General features: G+C 40.6%; 16 protein-coding genes, 5 tRNA genes and 1 pseudogene. 19 read left to right on the forward strand and 3 right to left on the reverse strand.

The window, feature by feature from the left end:
- Positions 1–44: 44 nt before the first annotated feature.
- From HVN35_00515 to sucC, 7 genes are all read left to right on the forward strand, one after another.
- The gene (locus HVN35_00515; protein ID NYB51043.1) at positions 45–770 is read left to right on the forward strand and encodes a class E sortase; all 726 of its coding nucleotides are present in this window, start codon (positions 45–47) and stop codon (positions 768–770) included.
- A gap of 153 nt (positions 771–923) precedes the next feature.
- Positions 924–1,289: a dihydroneopterin aldolase family protein gene (locus tag HVN35_00520; protein NYB51044.1), complete on the forward strand. Its 366-nt coding sequence runs from the start codon at positions 924–926 to the stop codon at positions 1,287–1,289.
- Positions 1,290–1,448: 159 nt separating this feature from the next.
- Positions 1,449–1,670: a ferredoxin family protein gene (locus HVN35_00525; GenBank protein NYB51045.1), complete on the forward strand. Its 222-nt coding sequence runs from the start codon at positions 1,449–1,451 to the stop codon at positions 1,668–1,670.
- Entirely contained in the window at positions 1,660–2,781 is a 1,122-nt protein-coding gene (locus HVN35_00530) for a 2-oxoacid:acceptor oxidoreductase subunit alpha (protein NYB51046.1), read from the forward strand. Before HVN35_00525 ends, HVN35_00530 begins: the two co-directional genes overlap by 11 nt.
- 103 nt (positions 2,782–2,884) lie before the next feature.
- Positions 2,885–3,766 carry a 2-oxoacid:ferredoxin oxidoreductase subunit beta gene (locus HVN35_00535; GenBank protein NYB51047.1) on the forward strand — a complete coding sequence of 294 codons (882 nt, stop codon included), beginning with the start codon at positions 2,885–2,887 and terminating at the stop codon, positions 3,764–3,766.
- Entirely contained in the window at positions 3,715–4,326 is a 612-nt protein-coding gene (locus HVN35_00540; protein ID NYB51048.1) for a 2-oxoacid:ferredoxin oxidoreductase subunit gamma, read from the forward strand. Before HVN35_00535 ends, HVN35_00540 begins: the two co-directional genes overlap by 52 nt.
- A 237-nt stretch (positions 4,327–4,563) precedes the next feature.
- Positions 4,564–5,670, forward strand: coding sequence for an ADP-forming succinate--CoA ligase subunit beta (sucC, locus tag HVN35_00545; protein NYB51049.1), 1,107 nt, complete (start codon positions 4,564–4,566; stop codon positions 5,668–5,670).
- A 91-nt stretch (positions 5,671–5,761) separates the two neighbouring features.
- On the opposite strand, the gene HVN35_00550 is transcribed toward sucC, so the two are convergent.
- The 3 genes from HVN35_00550 to HVN35_00560 all read right to left on the reverse strand — a co-directional run bounded on the left by HVN35_00550 (position 5,762) and on the right by HVN35_00560 (position 9,539).
- Positions 5,762–6,847 carry a hypothetical protein gene (locus tag HVN35_00550; protein ID NYB51050.1) on the reverse strand — a complete coding sequence of 362 codons (1,086 nt, stop codon included), beginning with the start codon at positions 6,845–6,847 and terminating at the stop codon, positions 5,762–5,764.
- 366 nt (positions 6,848–7,213) lie between these two features.
- Complete coding sequence (locus HVN35_00555; GenBank protein ID NYB51051.1) at positions 7,214–8,083, reverse strand: DUF1002 domain-containing protein; 870 nt, start codon at positions 8,081–8,083, stop codon at positions 7,214–7,216.
- A gap of 541 nt (positions 8,084–8,624) precedes the next feature.
- Positions 8,625–9,539: a 4-demethylwyosine synthase TYW1 gene (locus HVN35_00560; protein NYB51052.1), complete on the reverse strand. Its 915-nt coding sequence runs from the start codon at positions 9,537–9,539 to the stop codon at positions 8,625–8,627.
- An 803-nt stretch (positions 9,540–10,342) separates the two neighbouring features.
- Here HVN35_00560 and HVN35_00565 point away from each other — a divergent pair.
- From HVN35_00565 to HVN35_00620, 12 genes and pseudogenes are all read left to right on the forward strand, one after another.
- Positions 10,343–11,118, forward strand: a pseudogene (locus tag HVN35_00565) (peptidoglycan-binding protein).
- Positions 11,119–11,457: 339 nt separating this feature from the next.
- Entirely contained in the window at positions 11,458–12,135 is a 678-nt protein-coding gene (tpiA, locus tag HVN35_00570) for a triose-phosphate isomerase (protein NYB51053.1), read from the forward strand.
- Positions 12,136–12,227: 92 nt separating this feature from the next.
- A complete protein-coding gene (gene pgk / locus HVN35_00575; GenBank protein NYB51054.1) occupies positions 12,228–13,460 on the forward strand; it encodes a phosphoglycerate kinase in 1,233 nt (410 codons plus the stop codon).
- A 213-nt stretch (positions 13,461–13,673) separates the two neighbouring features.
- Positions 13,674–13,747 (forward strand) — tRNA-Thr (locus HVN35_00580).
- Positions 13,748–13,823: 76 nt separating this feature from the next.
- Positions 13,824–13,898 (forward strand) — tRNA-Pro (locus tag HVN35_00585).
- A 38-nt stretch (positions 13,899–13,936) separates the two neighbouring features.
- A tRNA-Tyr gene (locus HVN35_00590) sits at positions 13,937–14,010 on the forward strand.
- Between the two features lie 185 nt (positions 14,011–14,195).
- A tRNA-Asp gene (locus HVN35_00595) sits at positions 14,196–14,267 on the forward strand.
- 7 nt (positions 14,268–14,274) lie between these two features.
- Positions 14,275–14,348 (forward strand) — tRNA-Lys (locus HVN35_00600).
- 24 nt (positions 14,349–14,372) lie between these two features.
- Complete coding sequence (locus HVN35_00605) at positions 14,373–14,612, forward strand: DNA-directed RNA polymerase subunit H (GenBank protein ID NYB51055.1); 240 nt, start codon at positions 14,373–14,375, stop codon at positions 14,610–14,612.
- Between the two features lie 226 nt (positions 14,613–14,838).
- Entirely contained in the window at positions 14,839–16,329 is a 1,491-nt protein-coding gene (locus HVN35_00610) for a DNA-directed RNA polymerase subunit B'' (protein ID NYB51056.1), read from the forward strand.
- 89 nt (positions 16,330–16,418) lie between these two features.
- Positions 16,419–18,230, forward strand: coding sequence for a DNA-directed RNA polymerase subunit B (gene rpoB / locus HVN35_00615; protein ID NYB51057.1), 1,812 nt, complete (start codon positions 16,419–16,421; stop codon positions 18,228–18,230).
- Between the two features lie 55 nt (positions 18,231–18,285).
- On the forward strand, positions 18,286–20,901 hold the full coding sequence (locus HVN35_00620) for a DNA-directed RNA polymerase subunit A' (protein NYB51058.1): 2,616 nt from the start codon (positions 18,286–18,288) through the stop codon (positions 20,899–20,901).
- Positions 20,902–20,947 lie beyond the last annotated feature (46 nt).

Here is a 20,947-nt window from a genome sequence, read left to right on the forward strand (position 1 = left end):
TTTTGATCTTAAAAATTTGATACAGGCCCATCAAGTGAAATCCCATGAAAATGTCCACCTTTTTTATAATAGCAGGTATGCTCATTATCTCTGCGTATGCATTGATTGAGGTTAATTACTATTCTTCCACCCAAACTCTTAACCAGCAACCTGGAGAGACCCCTTACGTAACAATACCCAAGATCGGGGTTGATGAGGCTATTAACAATAAATCCGTTGATTATGGAATTTATCATGAGCCTCAATCAGCTAAACCAGGCAGCGGCACAGTGGTATTATTTGGTCATCGCACATTTCATGGATCACCCTTCCTGAAACTTGACCAGCTACAACCAGGAGATAACGTAACCCTGGAATGGCCGGGAATAGGCTACGTTGAATACACCATAGAAAACAGTACAATCGTACCTGCGGATTACCGATTATCAGTTGAACAGGGAAATGTGCTGTTTCTCATCACCTGCTATCCTCTGGGTTCAACCAAGGAGAGGTTGATAATCAAAGCTAAGCAGGGAAACATACAACCCATCAAAACCGTAAGGATGGCTAATCCACAACAGTATTATGCTATTATCATAATCGTGGCATTCATGGCCGCAGGAACAGTTTTAAGTTACTTATACCCAGTTAAAGAAGACAGAGCCATAGTCTTCCTGGTTACAGTAGCTTTAACATTCTTCCTGGTTCTTGGTTATTTCTTTCCCACCCCACCCAGTACTCTGGAATCAAACATATCCAGAGTAACTGATTTTCTGGGATTAGGATTCTAAAGTCGATTTATACATTGCATATAAATGAATAAGATTTAAAACGCTAAATAAGAGCTAATCTAGTCAATAAACATAGTCTGCTCTTAAGTTAAAGCTGTGGTTAAGTTTAAAAATTTTTATAGAATGTAATTGAAACTCATAAGAGGTGTTTGGATGAATGATGAAAAATACTTTCAAAACATCACCACAAGAGAAAGATCCATATTTGAAGGAGCAATTACCATGGGTGCGCTCTTCCACCAGTTCGTAGGCACACCAGTAAATATAAAAAGTGCGGATTCCCTGGAAACAGCTATGGAAGAATCATTGTCCTTACAACCATGCATTAGCAGTGTAAAGGTGCAAATCAATCGTGAACTACTGAAGGAAACAGAGAATGAATATGATTATCTTTCTCTTACTGGGGATATGCTGGATGTGCGGCTGGTATCCGAGTATAAGGGGGTCAGAGCAGTAGTGCGCATGCAATACATTGAAGAACTTCAATACCCTTTGATGTACGTGGAGGAAGTGGATTAAATAAATATAAAACCTATAATCCAATTTAACGTATACATAGTCAAATGGACATATAGTCTAATGTACTGGTTGGGGGATCTTAAACAATTCATTTAAAATATTTTTGATAATATCAATAGTTAACTAAAATAGCTAATAATATAAAAAATGGTAGATTTCATGATAACCGTTGATGAAAATCTTTGTAAGGGATGCAATATCTGCACTGAGTTCTGTCCCCGTAAGGTTTACCAGGAATCCGGGACCCTAAACAAGAAAGGGGTGCATGTTCCAGTACCTGAAAATGAGGACAAATGCACACAATGCCAGTTATGTGTCATGATGTGTCCTGATCAGGCAATAAAAGTTGATGAAAAAGCGGATGAGAAGGATGAAAACTGAAGATTATTTTATACAGGGTAATGAGGCCTGTGCCAGAGGAGCAATAAAAGCCGGCTGCCGATTTTTCGCCGGATACCCCATAACTCCTTCCACAGAAATCGCAGAGGATATGGCAGTGTTCTTACCCCGAGAAGGGGGGATATTTGTCCAGATGGAAGATGAAATCGCTGCCCTGGGTGCAGTTATCGGAGCAGTTTGGTCGGGTATGAAAGGAATGACCGCCACTTCAGGTCCGGGATTCTCACTAATGCAGGAACATATAGGCTATGCAGTGATGACTGAAACCCCTCTGGTAATCGTCAACATGCAAAGGGGGTCACCATCCACAGGACAACCCACCATGGCCAGTCAAAGTGATATGATGCAGGCCCGCTGGGGATCCCACGGAGACTATGAATTAATAGCTTTATCACCATCATCAGTTCAGGAATGTTTTGACTTCACTGTAGAAGCATTCAACCTGGCTGAGGCGTACAGAGTACCAGTTATGGTGATGAGTGACGAAATTGTAGGTCATATGCGGGAGAAAATCACCATTCCGGATAAAGTTGATATCAAGGCCCGTCAAATGCCCACCGAAGGACCAGAAAAATTCCTACCATATCATGCAGCACCTGATGGAACCAGTCCCATGCCATCTTTCGGCGATGGATACAAAATGCACATCACCGGATTGACACATGATGAACGCGGATACCCGGAAGCTTCAAATCCACAGGCACACTCCAAACTGGTGAAACGTTTATGTGATAAAATCCTCCACCACACCGATGAAATATCCCGGATAAAAACAGAGAGTACTGAAGATGCGGAAATAATCGTAGTTTCCTACGGCGCACCATCAAGATCTGCTCTTAAAGCAGTGAGAACTGCCAGAGATCAGGGTATTAAGGCAGGATTTATAAAAATAGACATTGTCTGGCCGTTCCCAGAGGAAATGATCCGTAATGCTGTGGGTAAAGCAAATAGGGTGCTTGTGGTAGAGATGAACCTGGGACAGATCTTCTACGAAGTTCAAAGAATTCTTCCCCAATCACAAGTGGAATTAGCACCTAAAATCGGTGGTGAAATGCACTTCCCAGAAGAAATTTTAGAAAAAATCAAAGGGTAAACATTGATTAAAAATTATACAATCCTAATTCCACTATTAAATAAATTAACTGATAATTAATATTTAATCAAATAAATCAAGATTAATAAATAATTTTCATCCCATGGAGATGGAGAAGATGGACCAAAACAGGGAAAACCGTTTTATGAAGTATTTAAGGAAGGACAGGCTTCCCCATATTTTCTGCGCAGGATGCGGAAATGGAATTATCATGAACACATTCTTCAATGGTATGGAAATGGCAGAAGTGGACTTTGAAAAGGTGGTTATGGTATCAGGAATTGGATGTTCCTCCCGAATACCAGGCTACGTTAAATGTGACTCACTGCACACCACTCATGGCCGACCCATATCATTCGCCACCGGAATCAAACTGGCCAACACCCAAAACGAGGTGGTGGTATTCACCGGAGACGGAGATGCCGCAGCAATTGGAGGCAACCACCTTATTCACGCTGCTCGTCGTAACATAAACATCACTGTAATTTGTATCAACAACAGCATCTATGGTATGACCGGAGGCCAGATTAGCCCCACCAGTCCCCAGGGAAGTTACGGATCAACTGCACCATACGGGGCACTGGAAAGATCATTCAATCTTTCAGAGATGGTGAAAGCTGCCGGAGCAACATACGTAGCTCGTTGGACCACTGCCCAACCAGTGCAACTATCTAACGCTATTAAAAAAGGACTTCAAAATAGGGGGTTCTCATTCATAGAAGTTATATCCCAGTGTCCCACCTATTTCGGTAGGAAAAACAGGATGCGTTCTCCCATTGAGATGATGAAATGGATGAAAGAGGAAAGCATTGTTAAAAGAAGAGCTGATAAACTTTCACCAGAGGAACTGGAGGGGAAAATCATAGTAGGGGAATTTGAAAATAAAGAAGAACCAGAATTCTCAGATAATGTCTGCCAGTTACTTGAAGATAAATGCACAACTGGAAAACCATCAGCAACCAGATCCGCATATCAGGGGGGATAAATTTGCGTAAAGAAATTAGAATAGCTGGTTTCGGAGGTCAAGGAGTAATACTGGCTGGGATAGTAATAGGCAAGGCCGCAGCGTTGTATGATGGATTATACGCAGTTCAAACACAGTCCTATGGCCCGGAAGCTCGTGGAGGTGCATCCCGAACCGAACTAGTAATCAGTGATGAGGAAATCGACTATCCCAAGGTTCATCATCCGGACATCTTTGTGGCCATGTCCCACGAGGCCCTTTTAGCATATCTCGATGGTTTAAAACATGGCGGTATCCTGATTATCGACCCAGACATGGTTATAGAGGATGAAATCAGTGCATTTATAGAAAAACATGAAATTAAAGTTTACCATGCTCCAGCCACCCGCACAGCTGATGAAAAAGTGGGACTTCGAATTGTGGCTAACATTGTAATGATTGGAGCTATAACTGGATTCACCCAAGCCATATCTGAGGAAGCTGCACGAGAAGCCATAAAAGCAAGCGTACCTCCTGGAACTGAGGATAAGAACCTGTTAGCATTTGAAGCAGGAATGGAACTTTCCCGTGAGGAAGCATAAATTACTAATCACGTATAAAAACTCTTTCCTAGATGAGTATAAATTCTCAGTGAGAGATTATATAAAATCTTCATCAGGGATTATTTCATTTAAGGATGATGATATAATTCCAGTAATCCCAGTGAAATTTAATATTGCCAGAAAGATTATTACTTCCAGTGAGAGATTAAAAATTTTGTATTTAAGGATAAAAAATTCCAAAGAGATATCATATCTTGCCTTAGGAGGCGTCAAATCATGAAGATTCATGAATACCAGGCCAAAGAAATTTTCAGTGTAAATGGAATACCCACACCAAAAAGTATTGTGGCAGAAAACCCTGAAAAAGCTCGCAAAGCTGCCCTGGAGATTAATAAATCCGTGGCCATAAAGTCACAGGTACTGGTTGGTGGAAGGGGAAAAGCTGGTGGGATAAAATTCGCTCAAAACCCTGAAATGGCATTTAAACTCACTGAAGAACTTATAGGGCTGGAAATCCGCGGTGAAATTGTGGAAAAAGTTCTGGTAGAGGAAATGCTTGATATTCAGGATGAATTCTATGTGAGTGTGGCAGTGGATCGATCAGCACGGAAACCTCTGATAATGGCCAGTATGTCTGGGGGTATGGATATAGAAGAAGTGGCAAGGCAAAATCCTGAAAAAATTGTTAAATATCATCTTAATCCACTGGAAGAGTTTTTACCTTACCAGGCTCGTGAAATAGCCCGTAAAATGGGATTAGATTCCAAGTTTATTCCAGCAGTTGGTGGGATCATCTGGAAACTTTACCAAGTATTCCAAAACTACGATGCCAACATAGCTGAAATCAACCCCCTAGTCTTAACTCAAAAAGGGTTAATAGCTGCTGATGCCAAACTGGATATTGATGATGATTCGCTGTACCGTCACCAGGATCTGGCACAATTAAGTTCCGAACCCATTGATGAATTTGCTTACGTGAAACTGGATGGAGATATAGCAGTTATTGGAAACGGTGCAGGTCTCACCCTAACCGGCATGGATATGATCAAATTATACGGTGGAAAACCAGCCACTTTCCTGGACATAGGTGGGGGAGCATCAAAGGAAAATATTGCCCGGGCACTGAACCTGGTTATATCAAATCCAAAGGTTAAAGTGGTGTTTTTGAATGTTTTAGGTGGAATCACCAGGGCAGATGATGTTGCACATGGCGTTATCACTGTTTTAAATGATTCAGAAAGAAAGGTGCCACTGGTTATCAGACTCACAGGTACCAATGAAGAAGAAGGGCAAAGAATACTACACTCTGCGGGAGTGAGCTATGAAACATCAATGGAAGCCGCTGCCAGGAAAGCAGTTGAGCTATGTAATAACTTAAATTAGAATAAAATAGATATATTGGGTTTTTAGAATTTTTATATTATTTTTTTAATTATTTACATTTTTTATTTTACATTTTTCATTAACTTTCAATTTACCTCAAACTGGGTTTAATTGTCACTAAGTGAGCTATTACCATGCCTGATAGGAATATATAGGTAAGCATGGCTGATCCGTTGATTGTTCGGTTGAAAAGGAAAATTCCTATTATGGACTGGGCAATAAATGCGGTTAATGCACCAATGAGCAGGGCTTCTCTTCCCAGATACCTCCTGCTACCCACTCTCCTTTTGCTGCGGTACTTGCGGAGCACATAAAAACCGCTGCACATAACAAAAGTGCACCAGGCCAGTAAGGCCAGAAGCCCGCCATATCCAAAGTCAAAGGCCACTCCAAATAATCCCGGGAGCATGTAGTCGATAATGTCTTTTTTGGTAACCAAAACTCCGAAAAACAGGGGGAAGGGTAAGGTAAAAGTGTTTATCATGTTCATGGGAAGGGATAGGTATCCATCAGACCCTCCAAGACAGCTTGCACCCCAGTAGCAGGAACCCTGCACGTGCCCCCAAAGAGTAGTGTTTTTAATCACCATTTTAAGGCTGGGTAGAGCATATTCCTCCAATCGAGTTAACCGAAGAAGAGGACTTAAGACCGAAGCATTGAATAGTTTTGATAATATCTCCAGGATGATGAAACCACCCAATGCTGCTCCAACTGCGGTTAAAACCCTTTTCCGTGTAATTTTCACACTTCTGCGGAAGCTTTTGGACATTATTATGTATCCCAGGAACCATCCAAGGAACCATAAAATTAGGAAAGAACGATGCATCAAACCTCCTGCAACGGCTATCACTCCAAAAAGGATGAGAGAAAGGGCAGTGATAGAAGTAGATTTGATTTCCACCTCACTTAAGAGACTGGCTGAAGCGGAAAGTGTTACCCATGCAAAGACAGCCAGCGGACCAAAGGGATGTGTGAATTCCTGATGAGAAACATAGGGTAAAAAGAGCAGAGCAGTGTCAACACTGAATATTCCAGCCAGAAGCATGGTCAGAATAAGAGAAAGGAACAACACCATGCTCAAGGTAAATGGAATGATATTGATTAGGAGTATAACGCCCAACTGTATTATAACGGCCACTTCAATTATAAATTGCAGATGGTTTTGGGCGATTAACATGGTTATCACTATTATTTTCACAAATTTGGTTATAATATATATTGTTAAGTTGTAAACTGTCTTCAGTTGTTGTTCAGGATTATTAACTTAAAGCTATGAATAGCTATGAATAAATCTATGAATTAATATTTACAGAGTCCTTATAAATCAGCAAGATGATTGAGTTTTACGTAGATTAAATGTAATAACCCTTCCTCTATTGTAGGTGTGATCTGGTTATAAATTTTCTTATGAACCCTAGTCTCCAAATTGTATTCAATCTATCCATTCAATAAGAAATATGGGGATTCATTTTTATTAATCTAATTTTAACTACAACATCTCATTCCTATTATTCAGAATATTATTTAATGGTTATTTTAATTTTCAGATGCCAATAAGACCTCTCAGGTAGTCCAAGAAACTCTGCAAGTAGTTCCATATCTGCCCCAGTATTCCTTCAGATTGTGATGCTTGTTGTGTTGCAGATTGGAGTTGGTTTTTGAAATCAGTTAGACTACTCTGGGCTTTTTGGGAGTTAGCCAGAGCATCTGCTATCTGCTGGGCTTGCTGGTCACTTAGGTTGATGTTCAAAGTGGCTGCAATGTTTATAACTATGGCCTTTATCTGGGTGGGATCCTGCAAATTCTGTTTTTGTACTTCCTGTTTAGATTTTTCAAAAAGTTCAGCAATTTTATCAGCATTTTGGCCGGTCTGGTTGGCGATCTGAGTTTGGGTGTACAGTTCCTCAGTAGCTGCTTTTTTAGCATCCGCAGGTATAGATGCACCCACTGCAATTTCATAGGATCTTAAAACTCCTGCCAGGGCTGATTCTCCAGTAGCCGTCACTGGTGCAGTCACCACCACATAACCATTCTCTATTCCAGTTGACTTTAGAGCATTGGCATACATTTTAGATGTAACTGTGGTTATGGTATTTTTGTCCACAATGATTTTGATACCCTGACTGTAACTAAGATCTACCATGGCACAGGAAAAGATCTGCTGTGAGTTGTAGGTGCGGCCGCTGATGTCTTTGGATATTTGATTAACTTCGGATGCAGTTATAACCTTTGAATTAGCACTATTAACATCTTTACTGGTTTGTGATTTGAAATAATTCAAAACTGTGCTCTTGTATGAGGGGTTATTGTATGTTGTCTCCCCATAGGTGATTGCAAAACCCGATGTACTGGCACTGTAAATTGGACTTATCACAAACATTAACACTACTAATGCCAACAACAACCTTTTCATCCTACCACTTCCTATTCTGTCCTCCATATAAGTAGATTCTAACTAGATATTATAAACTAATTAATTAATCTGTATTTACCTAACTTATAATTAAATATATGGGAAAATATCATTAAAAATGATTTAAAAAACTATTTAAAAAGTGAGCATATTCTTCAAACAGTCAATTTTTTTAAATAGATCAAAAGGCAACTGAAGGATACATCACTGGATAGATAATATATCTCATATTGATTAGAATACTGTTTAATATCCATCTAACTTAATTTTTATCTACTTTTTTATCTAATTTTATCTAGCCATTGTTTAATTCTTTAGAAAGCATAAAGCATATCAATACAAAAATAATTATTTCCCATAAAGATTCCAATAAAGAATTCTCCTTTAGATTTAAGTGAAATTTAAGGGAATTTAGTCATTGAAAAAGGAAAACATATAAAAAACCTAAATAAAAGTATTGTGGATCAAAATATCATTTCGGATTTTATAATTTGAATATTGTCGGTTTGATGGCCATGGGAGTACTAAAACTTATTAGGTATTAGGCCAAGAGAACAACTCTACTTTCAGGGGCATGATCTACTATTTTTCGTCCGCATAGATTGGCAACAGAATTTGCAAATTCGAAGATATCTTTAGATTTAGGCATATGATCAAATTTCAGCCGGTCGCGGGAACTCCCTACATACATGTATGCCTTAATTTCCACAAAGTCAGGATCAGCACCTTCAATTATTTGAGCATATTCCTCAGGATGGAACATGTTGTAATCTTTAACACAAGTCATTCTGATAACAGTGCGGCAGTTGAAAGTGGATAGAAGATCCAGGGACTGTTTTAGTTTTTCCCACCCCTTTTCAACCTGTGGATCACAGATACTTTTATATATTTCTGGATTGGGAGCATCAAGAGATAGGTAAAGCTGGGTTGGTTCAGGATTAAGGTTTTTTAGTTTTTCAGGGCTTAAACCGTTACTCACCAGGAATGTAGTGAAGTTTCTTTGTTGGTACTCTTCTAAAAGTTGATTTATTGAAGGATAAAGAAGAGGTTCACCAGCTAGTGAAATGGCAGCATTATTAGGATTTTGGGCTTCCCTAACCTTATTCTGATTAGCTTGGGAATTTCCAAAAAAACCCACCAGCAGTTTGCGCTGAGCCTCAATACAGCCATCAATTATATCTCCTGGGTCATCAAATTCCTCATCCCAGGTAGTGCTGGTTATGGAAATATCTCTCCAGCAGAAAAGGCATTTATGATGGCAGAAGGGAATGCTGGGTGACATCTGAAGACAGCGATGGCTTTTTATACCATAAAATTTTTCTTTATAGCACACTCCCTCATCAAGGAGGCTTTTTTTAGTCCAGTGACACACTTTGGCTGCGGCATGTCTTTTTGAGCCCACAAAACGATATCCTTTTTTCTCTAAATTTTTAATAACTGTATCTGATATTGGCATATTTTTTTCACCATTAGAATATGGAGATAGGAGTTAATAGGGATTGTCAAGGATTTTTATATTAATAATGATTATTTTTTAATAAAATTCAGTGAAATATTTATTAGATTTTTTTTAGATTTTTGAAAAAAATTTTGCATAAAGTAATATATGTTTAGGATATTAATTCAGTGTTTACATTCAGTTTATCAATAGTATTATATTTTTATAGTGGTATGTTTCATCATTCAACTTCATAATGCATCATATGTATCTATTCAGATAAAATCACATGTTCTGATATTTCCATATTAAAGATTATTAATTATTCCTTTCTAATAGGGTTAAAATTATTAACAATTCAAAAATAAGCGTGGATTCTCGAAAAAAGCTTTAAAATTCTTTAAATAGGATTATTATTCATATTATCTATTTTTTGTAAAAACTCATGATTTGATGCTCTTTAAACATTTAAAGTTTGATTAATTCCATTTTATCGTTAATAAGGGAGTATGTCTCTCATAGATTAATGAATTGCATATGCTTATTTTAGCAAAATGGGCTTTTAATTGAGCTGATTTATTAAAAATACTAAAGGAACCAGTCTGTTCGAGATCATCTACTAAAATAACCTCACAGAGTGTCTTAAATGTTAAAAAAAGCCCTATAAAGTCCTTTTTTAGAGAATTATTTCGAAACCTTTATAAGTGATATTGTTTCCATCATAGAGTAGTCCAAAAGAGTCCTTTAAAAGTTATTTTATGGGACACGGAGGCGGTATAATTAAGCGAGTGAAGCGAAACTTTACCTACGCAGTAGTTTGTATGCTGTGTTTGGTTGTTGCTGCGGTGCCTATTTCGGGTGCTGTGGGTGACGAGAAAACTGATGTGAATCAAGCGAATCCTGCTGATGGTTTGAAAGTTGGAGTTTCAGGTTCTGATGTTCAAGAAGCACAGAACGTGATTCAAAACAAAAAACCATTCGGTGAGAATTCCACAAAAATCTTAGGTAACAAAACAACAGATGGTTCATTAAAACTCGGTTCTACCGGAGATAAGGTCAAAGAACTGCAACAATGGTTAACTGATTACGGTTACTACTCTGGTGAAATAGATGGTATTTTCGGTGCTGACACTGAAAAAGCGGTTAAAGTTTTCCAGGAAGAAGCCGGATTAAAAGTTGACGGAGTTGTGGGGAAAGACACCAAAAAGCCATGGAAAACTGGGACAAATACGTGGCTCAGGTCCAGGCTGCAGCCGGTGAAAAAAGTACCAGCGAATCCAGTTACAGTTCAAGCAAATCAACCCAAACATCATCAAAAAAATCCTACGCAACAGCCGTCCGAAGCTACACCAAAACTTACAAATATAACTATGGATGGAGTGGAAGCGGAGATTGTTGGGATATCAGTGAAGCAGCTTACAATAGATTAACATCATCTGGTCAAAAAGCACGAATAATCCAGTACGCAAACAGTTATGTTAGCAATCACCGTTCAGTGCAAGTCTATCAAAACGGTCAATGGGTTGACTACCGAGATGTACCACAAAGGGGTGTACCTACTTCTCGTCTCAGCTCTGAAATAGTTATAAAAGAATAACTACATTTGATAGCAAGAATAAAAACCACAACTCAGCAGTTTAACGCAAAAACTGTTGAAAAACTCTCTTTTTATTTTATTTGAATTTTTTACCATAATTTATCTCACTTTTCTCATCTTAATCACATCAATTTATTAGTGGATTATTTTTTTAAAAGTTGAATCATCTCAAAGTCATCTCAGAGTCATGTTTTTTGAATTTAAATTTATATTCAACAATTAAAGGGCTCTATATGATGGGGGGGAGTTTTTATCCAATCTGCATTGAAACCACAATATTTTTATGTCTCTCCCCTAAAAAGATAATACAGTAAACTGCACACTTTTTGGAGGCTGATTATGAAAATAACACAAACCCCTTTGGTAATTTTAAATTTTAAAACCTACATGGAGTCCACTGGAGAAAATGCACTGCAATTAGCCAGAGCCCTAGAACAAGTTGCTGAGGAGACTGGGGTAAACATGGCAGCGGCACCACAAGGGGCCGACCTCTGGAGATTATCCCAGGAAGTTAAAATACCAGTTTTAGCACAGCACATTGATCCAGTTGATGCAGGGGGACACACTGGATCTATGCTACTGGAATGTGCCAAAGAAGCAGGAGCATCTGGAACTCTTATAAATCATTCTGAGCAACGGATGGAACTGGCTGATATTGAATATGTGGTCAATAAAATCAATGCCGCGGACATGACCAGTGTTTTATGCACCAACAATATACAGACCAGTGCCGCAGCAGCGTCATTAAACCCTGATTTTGTGGCTATAGAACCTCCAGAACTAATTGGATCAGGAATACCAGTTTCTAAAGCTGAACCTGAGATCGTGGAGGGTAGTGTAGCAGCCATTAAAAGCATAAATTCCAATGTAAGGGTTTTGTGTGGTGCGGGAATTTCCACTGGTGATGACATGAAAGCTGCCCTGGATCTGGGAAGTGAAGGAGTTCTCCTGGCATCAGGAATCATACTTGCCTCTGACCCTAAACAGGCGCTGCTAGATCTGGTGAGTAAAATATAATCAATAAAACATCTAGGAATAATTACTTCTAAGAGAATAATTACTTCTAAGCTAATACTTCTAACATATAATAAAATGGAATGTGGGTTATTATGGCTCCTGATTTTTACACTATAGATGACTTTGATGTGGAGGGTAAAACTGTTCTGGTACGGGTGGACATCAATTCTCCAGTTGACCCTCTTACGGGATTACTCTTAGATGACACACGCATCAGACTGCACGCTGAAACCATAGCTGAACTGGCGAATAAAGGTGCTAAAACAGTATTGCTTGCTCATCAGAGTCGCCCTGGCAAAAAAGATTTCACCACCATGGAGCAACATGCCGAAGCCCTTTCTAACCTTCTGGCCCGGCCGGTACTTTATGTGGATGATATATTTGGTAGTAATGCCCGGGAAGCCATAAAATCGTTAAATAATGGAGATATTCTTCTTCTGGAAAATGTGCGCTTTTATTCTGAAGAAATACTCCAGAGAGAACCAGCACAACAGGCAGAAACGCACATGGTACGACTGCTTTCACCTTTAGCTGATTTTTTTATCAATGATGCTTTCGCAGCTGCCCACCGTTCCCAGCCTTCTTTAGTAGGATTTGCTCTTAAAATGCCATCAGCAGCAGGCAGGGTGATGGAAAGAGAACTTAAAGCATTATATAGTGCAGTAATGAATGTGGAAAGGCCATGTGTATATGTTTTGGGTGGAGTGAAAGTTGATGATTCCATTATGGTCATGGAAAATGCCCTGGAAGCTGGGAGTGCTGATTACATCCTCACCACAGGATTGGTGGCCAACATATTCCTTTGGGGTGGGGGAGTAAACATACAAAAATATAACAGAAAGTTCATAGAGGACAGAGACTACTGTGCATACGTTAAAAAGGCCAGAAAACTCTGTAAAAAATTTAAAAGTCAGATAATGGTACCTACTGATCTTGCAGTTTGTAAGGATGATAAAAGATGGGAGTACCCGGTGAGTAAACTTCCCAACCTGCCTATTTTTGATTTGGGCACTGAAACCACCACAGAATACGCTCGTGTTATTAGGAATGCACGCACCATATTTGCCAATGGACCTGCAGGGGTTTTTGAAAAAGAAGGATTTAATCAGGGTACTGAGGATATATTAAATGCCATATCTTCATCTGCAGCGTTTTCTATTATTGGGGGCGGACACCTGGCAGCTGCTGCTAATCAAATGGGATTAACTGGAATCAGCCATATTAGCAGTGGTGGTGGAGCTTCCATAAGCTTAATAGCAGGAAAAAGATTACCAGCTGTGGAGGTGCTCAGAACAGCAGCATTAAAAGGTAAAACCAAACATTAATTAAACAATTAAATAAAGAAACCTTAGAATAAAATATAGGTGGGTAAAAAATAAATAAATGATTAGAATTAGTACTCCAATAATTAGCATAAAAAATCAACTATAAATACTTGAATTAACCATCATGATCACTACCACGACTAATGTAATGTTTTTAACATCATCCTGGTTTCCACCCAAAACTATATAAGGCAATATCTCAAAACTTAAAATGCCTCGGTAGCTCAGTCTGGTGGAGCGCGAGACTTGTAATCTCGTGGTCGCGGGTTCAATTCCCGTCCGGGGCTCTAAACTGATGTTAACAGTAATTTTAGCCCTAATATGGCATGATTTACACATTAATTAATGTTTAGGTAAGTTATGGGGACCATAGGGTAGCTTGGTCGATCCTTTGGGCTTTGGGAGCCTGAGACTCCGGTTCAAATCCGGGTGGTCCCATTTGATCATTACCTAATTTACAAAAATCACAAGTAATTCCCGCCTTAGCTCAATTTGGCAGAGCATCGGACTGTAGATCCGAGGGTTGCTGGTTCAAGTCCGGCAGGCGGGACTTAAAATTAAGTTATATCCATGGAAACAGTCGATGAAACTTTTCAAGCTGTTATAAAGTAACTGAGAATAGTAATTCACATCCTCCTGTAGATAATAACACAATGTTTAAAACATAAGTAGTCTAAAGGAAAAGTATATAAGGAAGTATGTCTTAAACCCATATACTCTAGTTCTGCTAAAGTTGCCCTGGTGGTGTAGGGGCTATCATGTGGGCCTGTCGAGCCCACGACTCGGGTTCAAATCCCGGCCAGGGCGTTCTAGAGGGCCCGTAGCTCAGTCTGGGAGAGCGCTTGGCTTTTAACCAAGTGGTCGCGGGTTCAATTCCCGTCGGGCCCGTTCTGATTTTTAGTGGAGGATCAAATGGTGAAGAAGGATATCTTAAAACACGAACTGGTTCCAGATCATGTTGTTTTGTCGAAGTCTGATGTTAAAAAAGTATTAAAAAAACTGGATATCCATCCTGAACAGCTTCCTAAAATAAAAGCTGATGATCCGGTTGTTAAGGCCATAGAAGCTAAACCGGGGGATGTTTTAAAAATAACCAGAAAAAGCCAAACTGCAGGACGATTTGAAACATATCGTTTGGTTTTAGATAAATAGAAAATTAATCTGGTTTTAGATTAAATATAATGGACAATTGATTGAAGATTTAATTAATATCGAGTTAATAATTCACAGAATTGTATTTGCTACCTTATACATAGGTACATAAATATTGTATATTTAATAAATTATTATACTGTATTTCAACTCATAGATAAAAATTAGAACCTACCGTTTGGTGTTGTGCAATGGATAGGTATGGATTGTTTTTTGGAGGAATTTAATGGTAAAAAATGCCTGGGGACTTGTTGATACCTTTTTTGATGAATATAAATTAGTGGATCATCATATTAAGTCATATAATGACTTCATAGACCACCGTATACAGGATATAATCGATATAACTGAACCAATTGTTTTAGAGCAGGGTGAATACACTATAGAGACTGGTGAAGTAAAAATTAAACCACCTTACATTAAAGAAGCAGATGGTTCTAAAAGTAATGTATTTCCAACTGAAGCCAGGCTCAGGAATCTCACCTACTCTGCCCACATGTACATGGAAATGGCACTCACCAAAGGAGAAGAAGAAGCTCAGATGGAAAAAGTGTACATCGGCGAACTCCCAGTAATGCTGAAATCCAATATCTGTCACTTAAATGGATTGAGCTACAAGGAACTGGAAGAAAATGGGGAAGATCCCCAGGATCCTGGAGGCTACTTCATTGTCAACGGCTCAGAAAGAGCCATAGTAACCATGGAAGAAATTGCACCCAACAAAATCATCTTGGAAAGAATAGGGGAAAAGGAAGAGCGCCGAGCACGAGCAATAGTGACCTCAATAAAAAGTGGTTTTAGAGCAAGGATAACCCTCGAATACCGTAAACCCCGGAAAAAAGGAGTATTCCTCCGGATATCATTCCCTTACGTACCTGGAGAAATACCTCTGGTAGTTTTACTCCGTGCACTGGGCTTAGAGAAAGATATAGACTTGGTCAGCAGTGTTTCAGAAGAAAAAGACGTACAATTCCTACTCATAGATGATATACAGACCTCTGAGATCACCAATACCTACGATGCAATTAAATACATTGGTAACCGGGTGGCCAAGGGAATGACAGAGGAATACAGGATAAAAAGAGCCGAAGATGTCATAGACCGCTACCTTTTACCCCACATTGGTGTGGAACCGGAAAAAAGAGCTGAAAAAGCCACATACTTGGCTGAAATGACCGAGATGCTTCTGCAAGTTATTTTTGATGAACGTGAACCACACGACAAGGATCACTACGCTAACAAAAGACTTCGCGTATCTGGAGACCTCATGGAAGACCTTTTCAGGGTGGCATTCACCAGCCTAACCCGTGACATGACATACCAGTTAGAAAGAAGCCTGGCAAGAGGTAAAGAACCGTCAGTCAAACAGGCAGTTCGTTCTGATGTGCTCACGGAAAACATCAAACATGCCATAGCCACTGGAAACTGGGTAGGGGGAAGGGCAGGTGTGAGTCAGCTTCTTGACCGCACCAGTTACATGGGAACTCTTTCTCACCTTAAACGTGTTGTATCTCCTCTCTCAAGGAGCCAACCTCACTTTGAAGCTCGTGACTTGCATCCCACCCAGTTTGGTAAGATATGTCCCAATGAAACCCCAGAGGGACCCAACTGTGGACTGGTGAAAAACCTGGCCATACTGGCCAAGATCTCTGAGGGTTCAGATCCTGATGAACTGGAAGCTGTAATCAAAAAAATGAAGAACGTAAACCCCATCTAAAAATGGAAAATCTGTAAAAAAGGGAAAGAATAGAAATTTAGGAGTTAAAATTTATTTTATTATCAAAGCCAGTTATTGGGGGCCGATTCGTGAAAAAATGCAAAATTTATACTAACGGGAAACTTATTGGAACTTGTGATGATCCAGAAGGATTTGTGGAAGAAATGCGCCAGAAAAGAAGATCTGGGGAAGTTTCCCATGAAATGAACATTACTCATTACCCGGAGAATAATGAAATATATATATTCAATGACCCGGGAAGAACCCGCCGACCATTAATAGTAGTGGAAAACGGTGAAGCACTCTTAACAGATGAACACATACAAAAAATCGCCGATGGTGAGATGGTTTGGCAGGACCTGGTTAATGAGGGAGTAATCGAATATCTGGATGCCGAGGAAGAAGAAAACACCTATATTGCCATGTTCGCTCATGAAATCAATGAATATCACACCCACTTGGAAATAGACCCAGCAACCATGCTGGGAATATGCGCCGGGATCATACCCTACGCCAACCATAACTCATCCCCTCGTAACACCATGGAAGCAGGGATGACCAAACAGGCACTGGGACTTTACGTTTCAAACTATAACTTGAGAACAGACACTCGTGCACACTTACTCCACCAACCACAAGTACCAATCGTTAAAACCAGAAGTATGGATGCCACCCATTACGATAAAAGACCATCCGGTCAGAATTTCGTGGTAGGAGTCATGTCCTATGAGGGTTACAACATGGAAGATGCCCTCATACTGAACAAGGCCTCCCTGGAACGTGGACTGGCCAGATCCTCTTTTTTCAGATCTTATGAAGCCTCTGAACGAAGATATCCGGGAGGACAGGAAGATAAATTCGAAGTACCAGAAAACATGGTACGAGGATACCGTTCAGAAGAGGTCTACCGTAACCTGGATGAAGATGGAATTGTAAACCCGGAAGTGAATGTGAAATCTGGAGATGTGCTCATAGGAAAAACATCCCCACCTCGTTTTTTGGAAGAAATCGATGAATTTGGAACTGTAGCTGAAAGAAGAAGAGAAACTTCAGTAACTGTACGTCACGGAGAACACGGGGTGGTGGATGCAGTGATGCTCACAGAAACAGTTGAAGGCAGTAAACTGGCCAAAATAAGAGTAAGAGACCAGAGACAACCTGAATTTGGAGATAAATTCGCATCAAGACATGGACAAAAAGGAGTTGTTGGTCTTATAGTGTCACAGGAAAACATGCCCTTCACAGCAGAAGGAGTTGTTCCAGACCTAATTGTCAACCCCCATGCTATTCCATCCAGGATGTCCGTGGGACAGGTGCTGGAGATGCTGGCAGGAAAAGCGGGCTGTATGGAAGGACAACGCATGGATGGAACACCATTCAGTGGAACACACGAACATGAAATCATGGAACTATTAAAAGCGAATGGTTTCGAAACCGCAGGCAGAGAATCTCTGTACAACGGGATTACTGGTGAGAGAATCGAAGCAGAGATATTCGTAGGTGTTGCCTACTATCAGAAACTGCACCACATGACCTCTGATAAAGTTTACGCCAGGTCAAGAGGGCCAGTCCAGGTACTAACAAGACAACCCACCGAGGGAAGAGCCAGAGAAGGTGGTTTAAGATTTGGAGAAATGGAAAGGGACTGTCTGATAGCTCATGGGGCTGCATTAGCACTTAAAGAGCGGTTGCTGGATGAATCTGATAAATATGAGGCTATTGTATGTGGAGAATGCGGAATGGTGGCCATACACGATCGCATAAGAGATAAAAAATACTGCCCAATCTGTGGGGACTCAGACAGTTTCCCAGTGGAAATATCATACGCATTTAAACTATTGTTAGACGAACTCAAGAGTCTGTGCATATTCCCCAAACTGGTTCTTGAAGACAAAGCCTGATAATGGTATCAAACAAAAATTAGGGTCTTAATATAAAATAGAGGAGAGAGTGAGCTTGAAAGGAATTTTAAAGAAGATCGCCCAGATCAACTTTGGCCTGCTATCCCCGGAAAACATCCGGAGAATGTCTGTCACCAAAATCGTGACCCCCGATACCTACGATGAAGATGGATACCCCATAGAAGCTGGTCTCATGGACCCCAGACTGGGGGTTATCGACCCAGGGCTCAGATGCCGATCCTGCGGTTCCAAAGGAGGAGACTGTCAGGGACACTTCGGACACATAAACCTGGCACGACCAGTAATTCATGTGGGATTCGCAGACACCATACACAAAATATTACGTTCAACCTGCAGTGAATGTGGAAAAGTACTACTAACAGAAACTGAAAGAATCGACTACCATGATAAAATAGAATCCCGACTCCAGAACGAGGAGAGCATCACCGGACTGGTGAAAGATGTATACACCACTGCTCGTCGTGATAAATGCCCCCAATGTGACACAGAACAGGAAGATATAAAAATAGACAAACCAGTTTCCATTGTGGAGGGCAATTACAAACTAACACCCAGCGAGGTTAGAGAAAGACTGGAGAAAATCCCTGAAGAAGATTACATCTTTCTGGGAATCAACTCCAAAGTAGCCCGACCAGAATGGATGGTACTAACTGTACTGCCAGTACCACCTGTTACTGTAAGGCCCTCCATAACCCTGGAAACAGGTGAAAGATCAGAGGATGACCTGACCCACAAACTGGTAGACATCCTGCGAATAAACCAGCGCTTAAAGGAAAACATGGAAGCTGGAGCACCACAACTCATTGTAGAGGATCTGTGGGAATTATTACAATATCATGTAACCACTTATTTTGATAATGAAGCATCAGGAGTACCCCCAGCCAGACACAGATCAGGAAGGCCTCTTAAAACACTAGCCCAGCGTTTGAAGGGTAAAGAGGGACGTTTCAGAAGTAACCTATCTGGTAAGAGGGTAAACTTCTCAGCCAGGACAGTTATCTCCCCGGACCCCAACATCAGTATCAATGAGGTGGGTGTGCCTCAGATGATCGCCACTGAGGTCACGGTACCCATCTACGTCACTGAATGGAACATTGAGGAAATGAAAAAATACATACTCAACGGACCAAATAAACACCCTGGAGCCAACTATGTCATCCGACCAGATGGTAGGAAGATCAGGGTCTATGATGAAACCAAGGAAGCCATCATAGAAAAACTGGAACCAGAATTTATAGTGGAACGACACCTAATGGATGGAGATATAGTATTATTTAACCGACAGCCCTCCCTGCACCGAATGTCCATGATGGCACATGAAGTGAAGGTTCTGCCCTATAAAACCTTCCGATTAAACCTATGTGTCTGCCCACCATACAATGCTGATTTTGATGGGGACGAAATGAACATGCACGTATTCCAGACTGAAGAATCACGTGCCGAGGCAAAATCCCTAATGAGAGTCCAGGAACACATCCTATCGCCTCGTTTCGGAGGTCCCATTATTGGAGGAATACACGATCACATATCCGGAGCATACCTACTCACAAGGGAAGGATCAAAATTCAAAGAGGACGATGTCTTCCAGATGCTCAAAAGATCCCAGTTGCCACTACCCAAACCCCGAAACCAGGAGTGGACTGGTAAAGAAGTATTCAGTTTACTGTTACCAAAAGACCTGAACATGGTATACAGGGCAGAAATCTGCCGTAAATGTGATGAATGCTTGAGAGAAGACTGTAAAAACGATGCTTACGTGGTTATAGAAAATGGTGAACTTAAATCCGGTGCCATTGACGAAAAAGCATTCGGAGCGTTCTCTGGTAAAATCCTGGATTCCATAGTCAAGGAATATGGAACTGAAAGGGCCAGAGAATTCCTGGATTCAGCCACAAAACTGGCTATATCAGGTATTATGAAAAGAGGGTTCACCACCAGTACTGCAGATGAAGAAATACCTCAGGAAGCCAAAGACCGTATCGAGGAACTCCTCTCCAAGGCAGAAGAAAAGGTTGAAATGCTTATTGAAGCTTACCGTGATGATGAACTGGAAGCTTTACCTGGCCGCAGTCTCAGGGAAACCCTGGAGATGAAGATCATGCAAGTATTGGGTGAAGCTAGGGACAAATCAGGTGAAATCGCAGAAAGCTACTTTGGGATGGACAACCACGCAGTTATAATGGCACTGACTGGTGCTCGTGGATCCATGCTGAACCTGACCCAGATCGCAGCTTGTGTGGGACAACAATCTGTTCGTGGGGGTCGAATTGAAAGGGGTTACAGTAAAAGAACCCTTCCGCACTTCCAAGAAGGTGAACTTGGTGCTAAAGCTAGTGGATTTGTCCACTCCAGTTACAAGGCCGGACTAGACCCATTGGAATTCTTCTTCCATGCCATGGGAGGACGTGAAGGTCTGGTGGACACAGCTATCCGTACAGCTCAGAGTGGATACATGCAACGTCGACTGGTAAACGCTTTACAGGATCTTTCGGTCAGCACTGACAGAACAGTCCGTGACAACCGGGGAGTGGTTATACAAACCCACTATGGCGAAGACGGAATAGACCCGGCTAAAAGTGACTATGGAAAAGTAGCAGATATTGATCGTTTAATAGAGGAGATGCGTATTAAAGCTAAATCCAGCAAATAACCAATCAAGACAATATTCAGAAGGATATTACTAATTAAGGGGCACT

Source organism: Methanobacteriaceae archaeon (genome assembly GCA_013403005.1).
In the GTDB taxonomy this organism is placed as follows: Archaea; Methanobacteriota; Methanobacteria; order Methanobacteriales; family Methanobacteriaceae; genus Methanobacterium.

Bases quoted from the DNA above. Each gene is read 5' to 3' on its own strand.
- HVN35_00605 (NYB51055.1), top strand. From the start codon at position 14,373: ATGGTGAAGAAGGATATCTTAAAACACGAACTGGTTCCAGATCATGTT.
- HVN35_00520 (NYB51044.1), top strand. From the start codon at position 924: ATGAATGATGAAAAATACTTTCAAAACATCACCACAAGAGAAAGATCC.
- HVN35_00540 (NYB51048.1), top strand. From the start codon at position 3,715: ATGCACAACTGGAAAACCATCAGCAACCAGATCCGCATATCAGGGGGG.
- sucC (NYB51049.1), top strand. From the start codon at position 4,564: ATGAAGATTCATGAATACCAGGCCAAAGAAATTTTCAGTGTAAATGGA.
- HVN35_00515 (NYB51043.1), top strand. From the start codon at position 45: ATGAAAATGTCCACCTTTTTTATAATAGCAGGTATGCTCATTATCTCT.
- tpiA (NYB51053.1), top strand. From the start codon at position 11,458: ATGAAAATAACACAAACCCCTTTGGTAATTTTAAATTTTAAAACCTAC.
- HVN35_00525 (NYB51045.1), top strand. From the start codon at position 1,449: ATGATAACCGTTGATGAAAATCTTTGTAAGGGATGCAATATCTGCACT.
- HVN35_00610 (NYB51056.1), top strand. From the start codon at position 14,839: ATGGTAAAAAATGCCTGGGGACTTGTTGATACCTTTTTTGATGAATAT.
- HVN35_00535 (NYB51047.1), top strand. From the start codon at position 2,885: ATGGAGATGGAGAAGATGGACCAAAACAGGGAAAACCGTTTTATGAAG.
- pgk (NYB51054.1), top strand. From the start codon at position 12,228: ATGGCTCCTGATTTTTACACTATAGATGACTTTGATGTGGAGGGTAAA.
- HVN35_00530 (NYB51046.1), top strand. From the start codon at position 1,660: ATGAAAACTGAAGATTATTTTATACAGGGTAATGAGGCCTGTGCCAGA.
- HVN35_00555 (NYB51051.1), bottom strand. From the start codon at position 8,083: ATGAAAAGGTTGTTGTTGGCATTAGTAGTGTTAATGTTTGTGATAAGT.
- HVN35_00560 (NYB51052.1), bottom strand. From the start codon at position 9,539: ATGCCAATATCAGATACAGTTATTAAAAATTTAGAGAAAAAAGGATAT.
- HVN35_00550 (NYB51050.1), bottom strand. From the start codon at position 6,847: ATGTTAATCGCCCAAAACCATCTGCAATTTATAATTGAAGTGGCCGTT.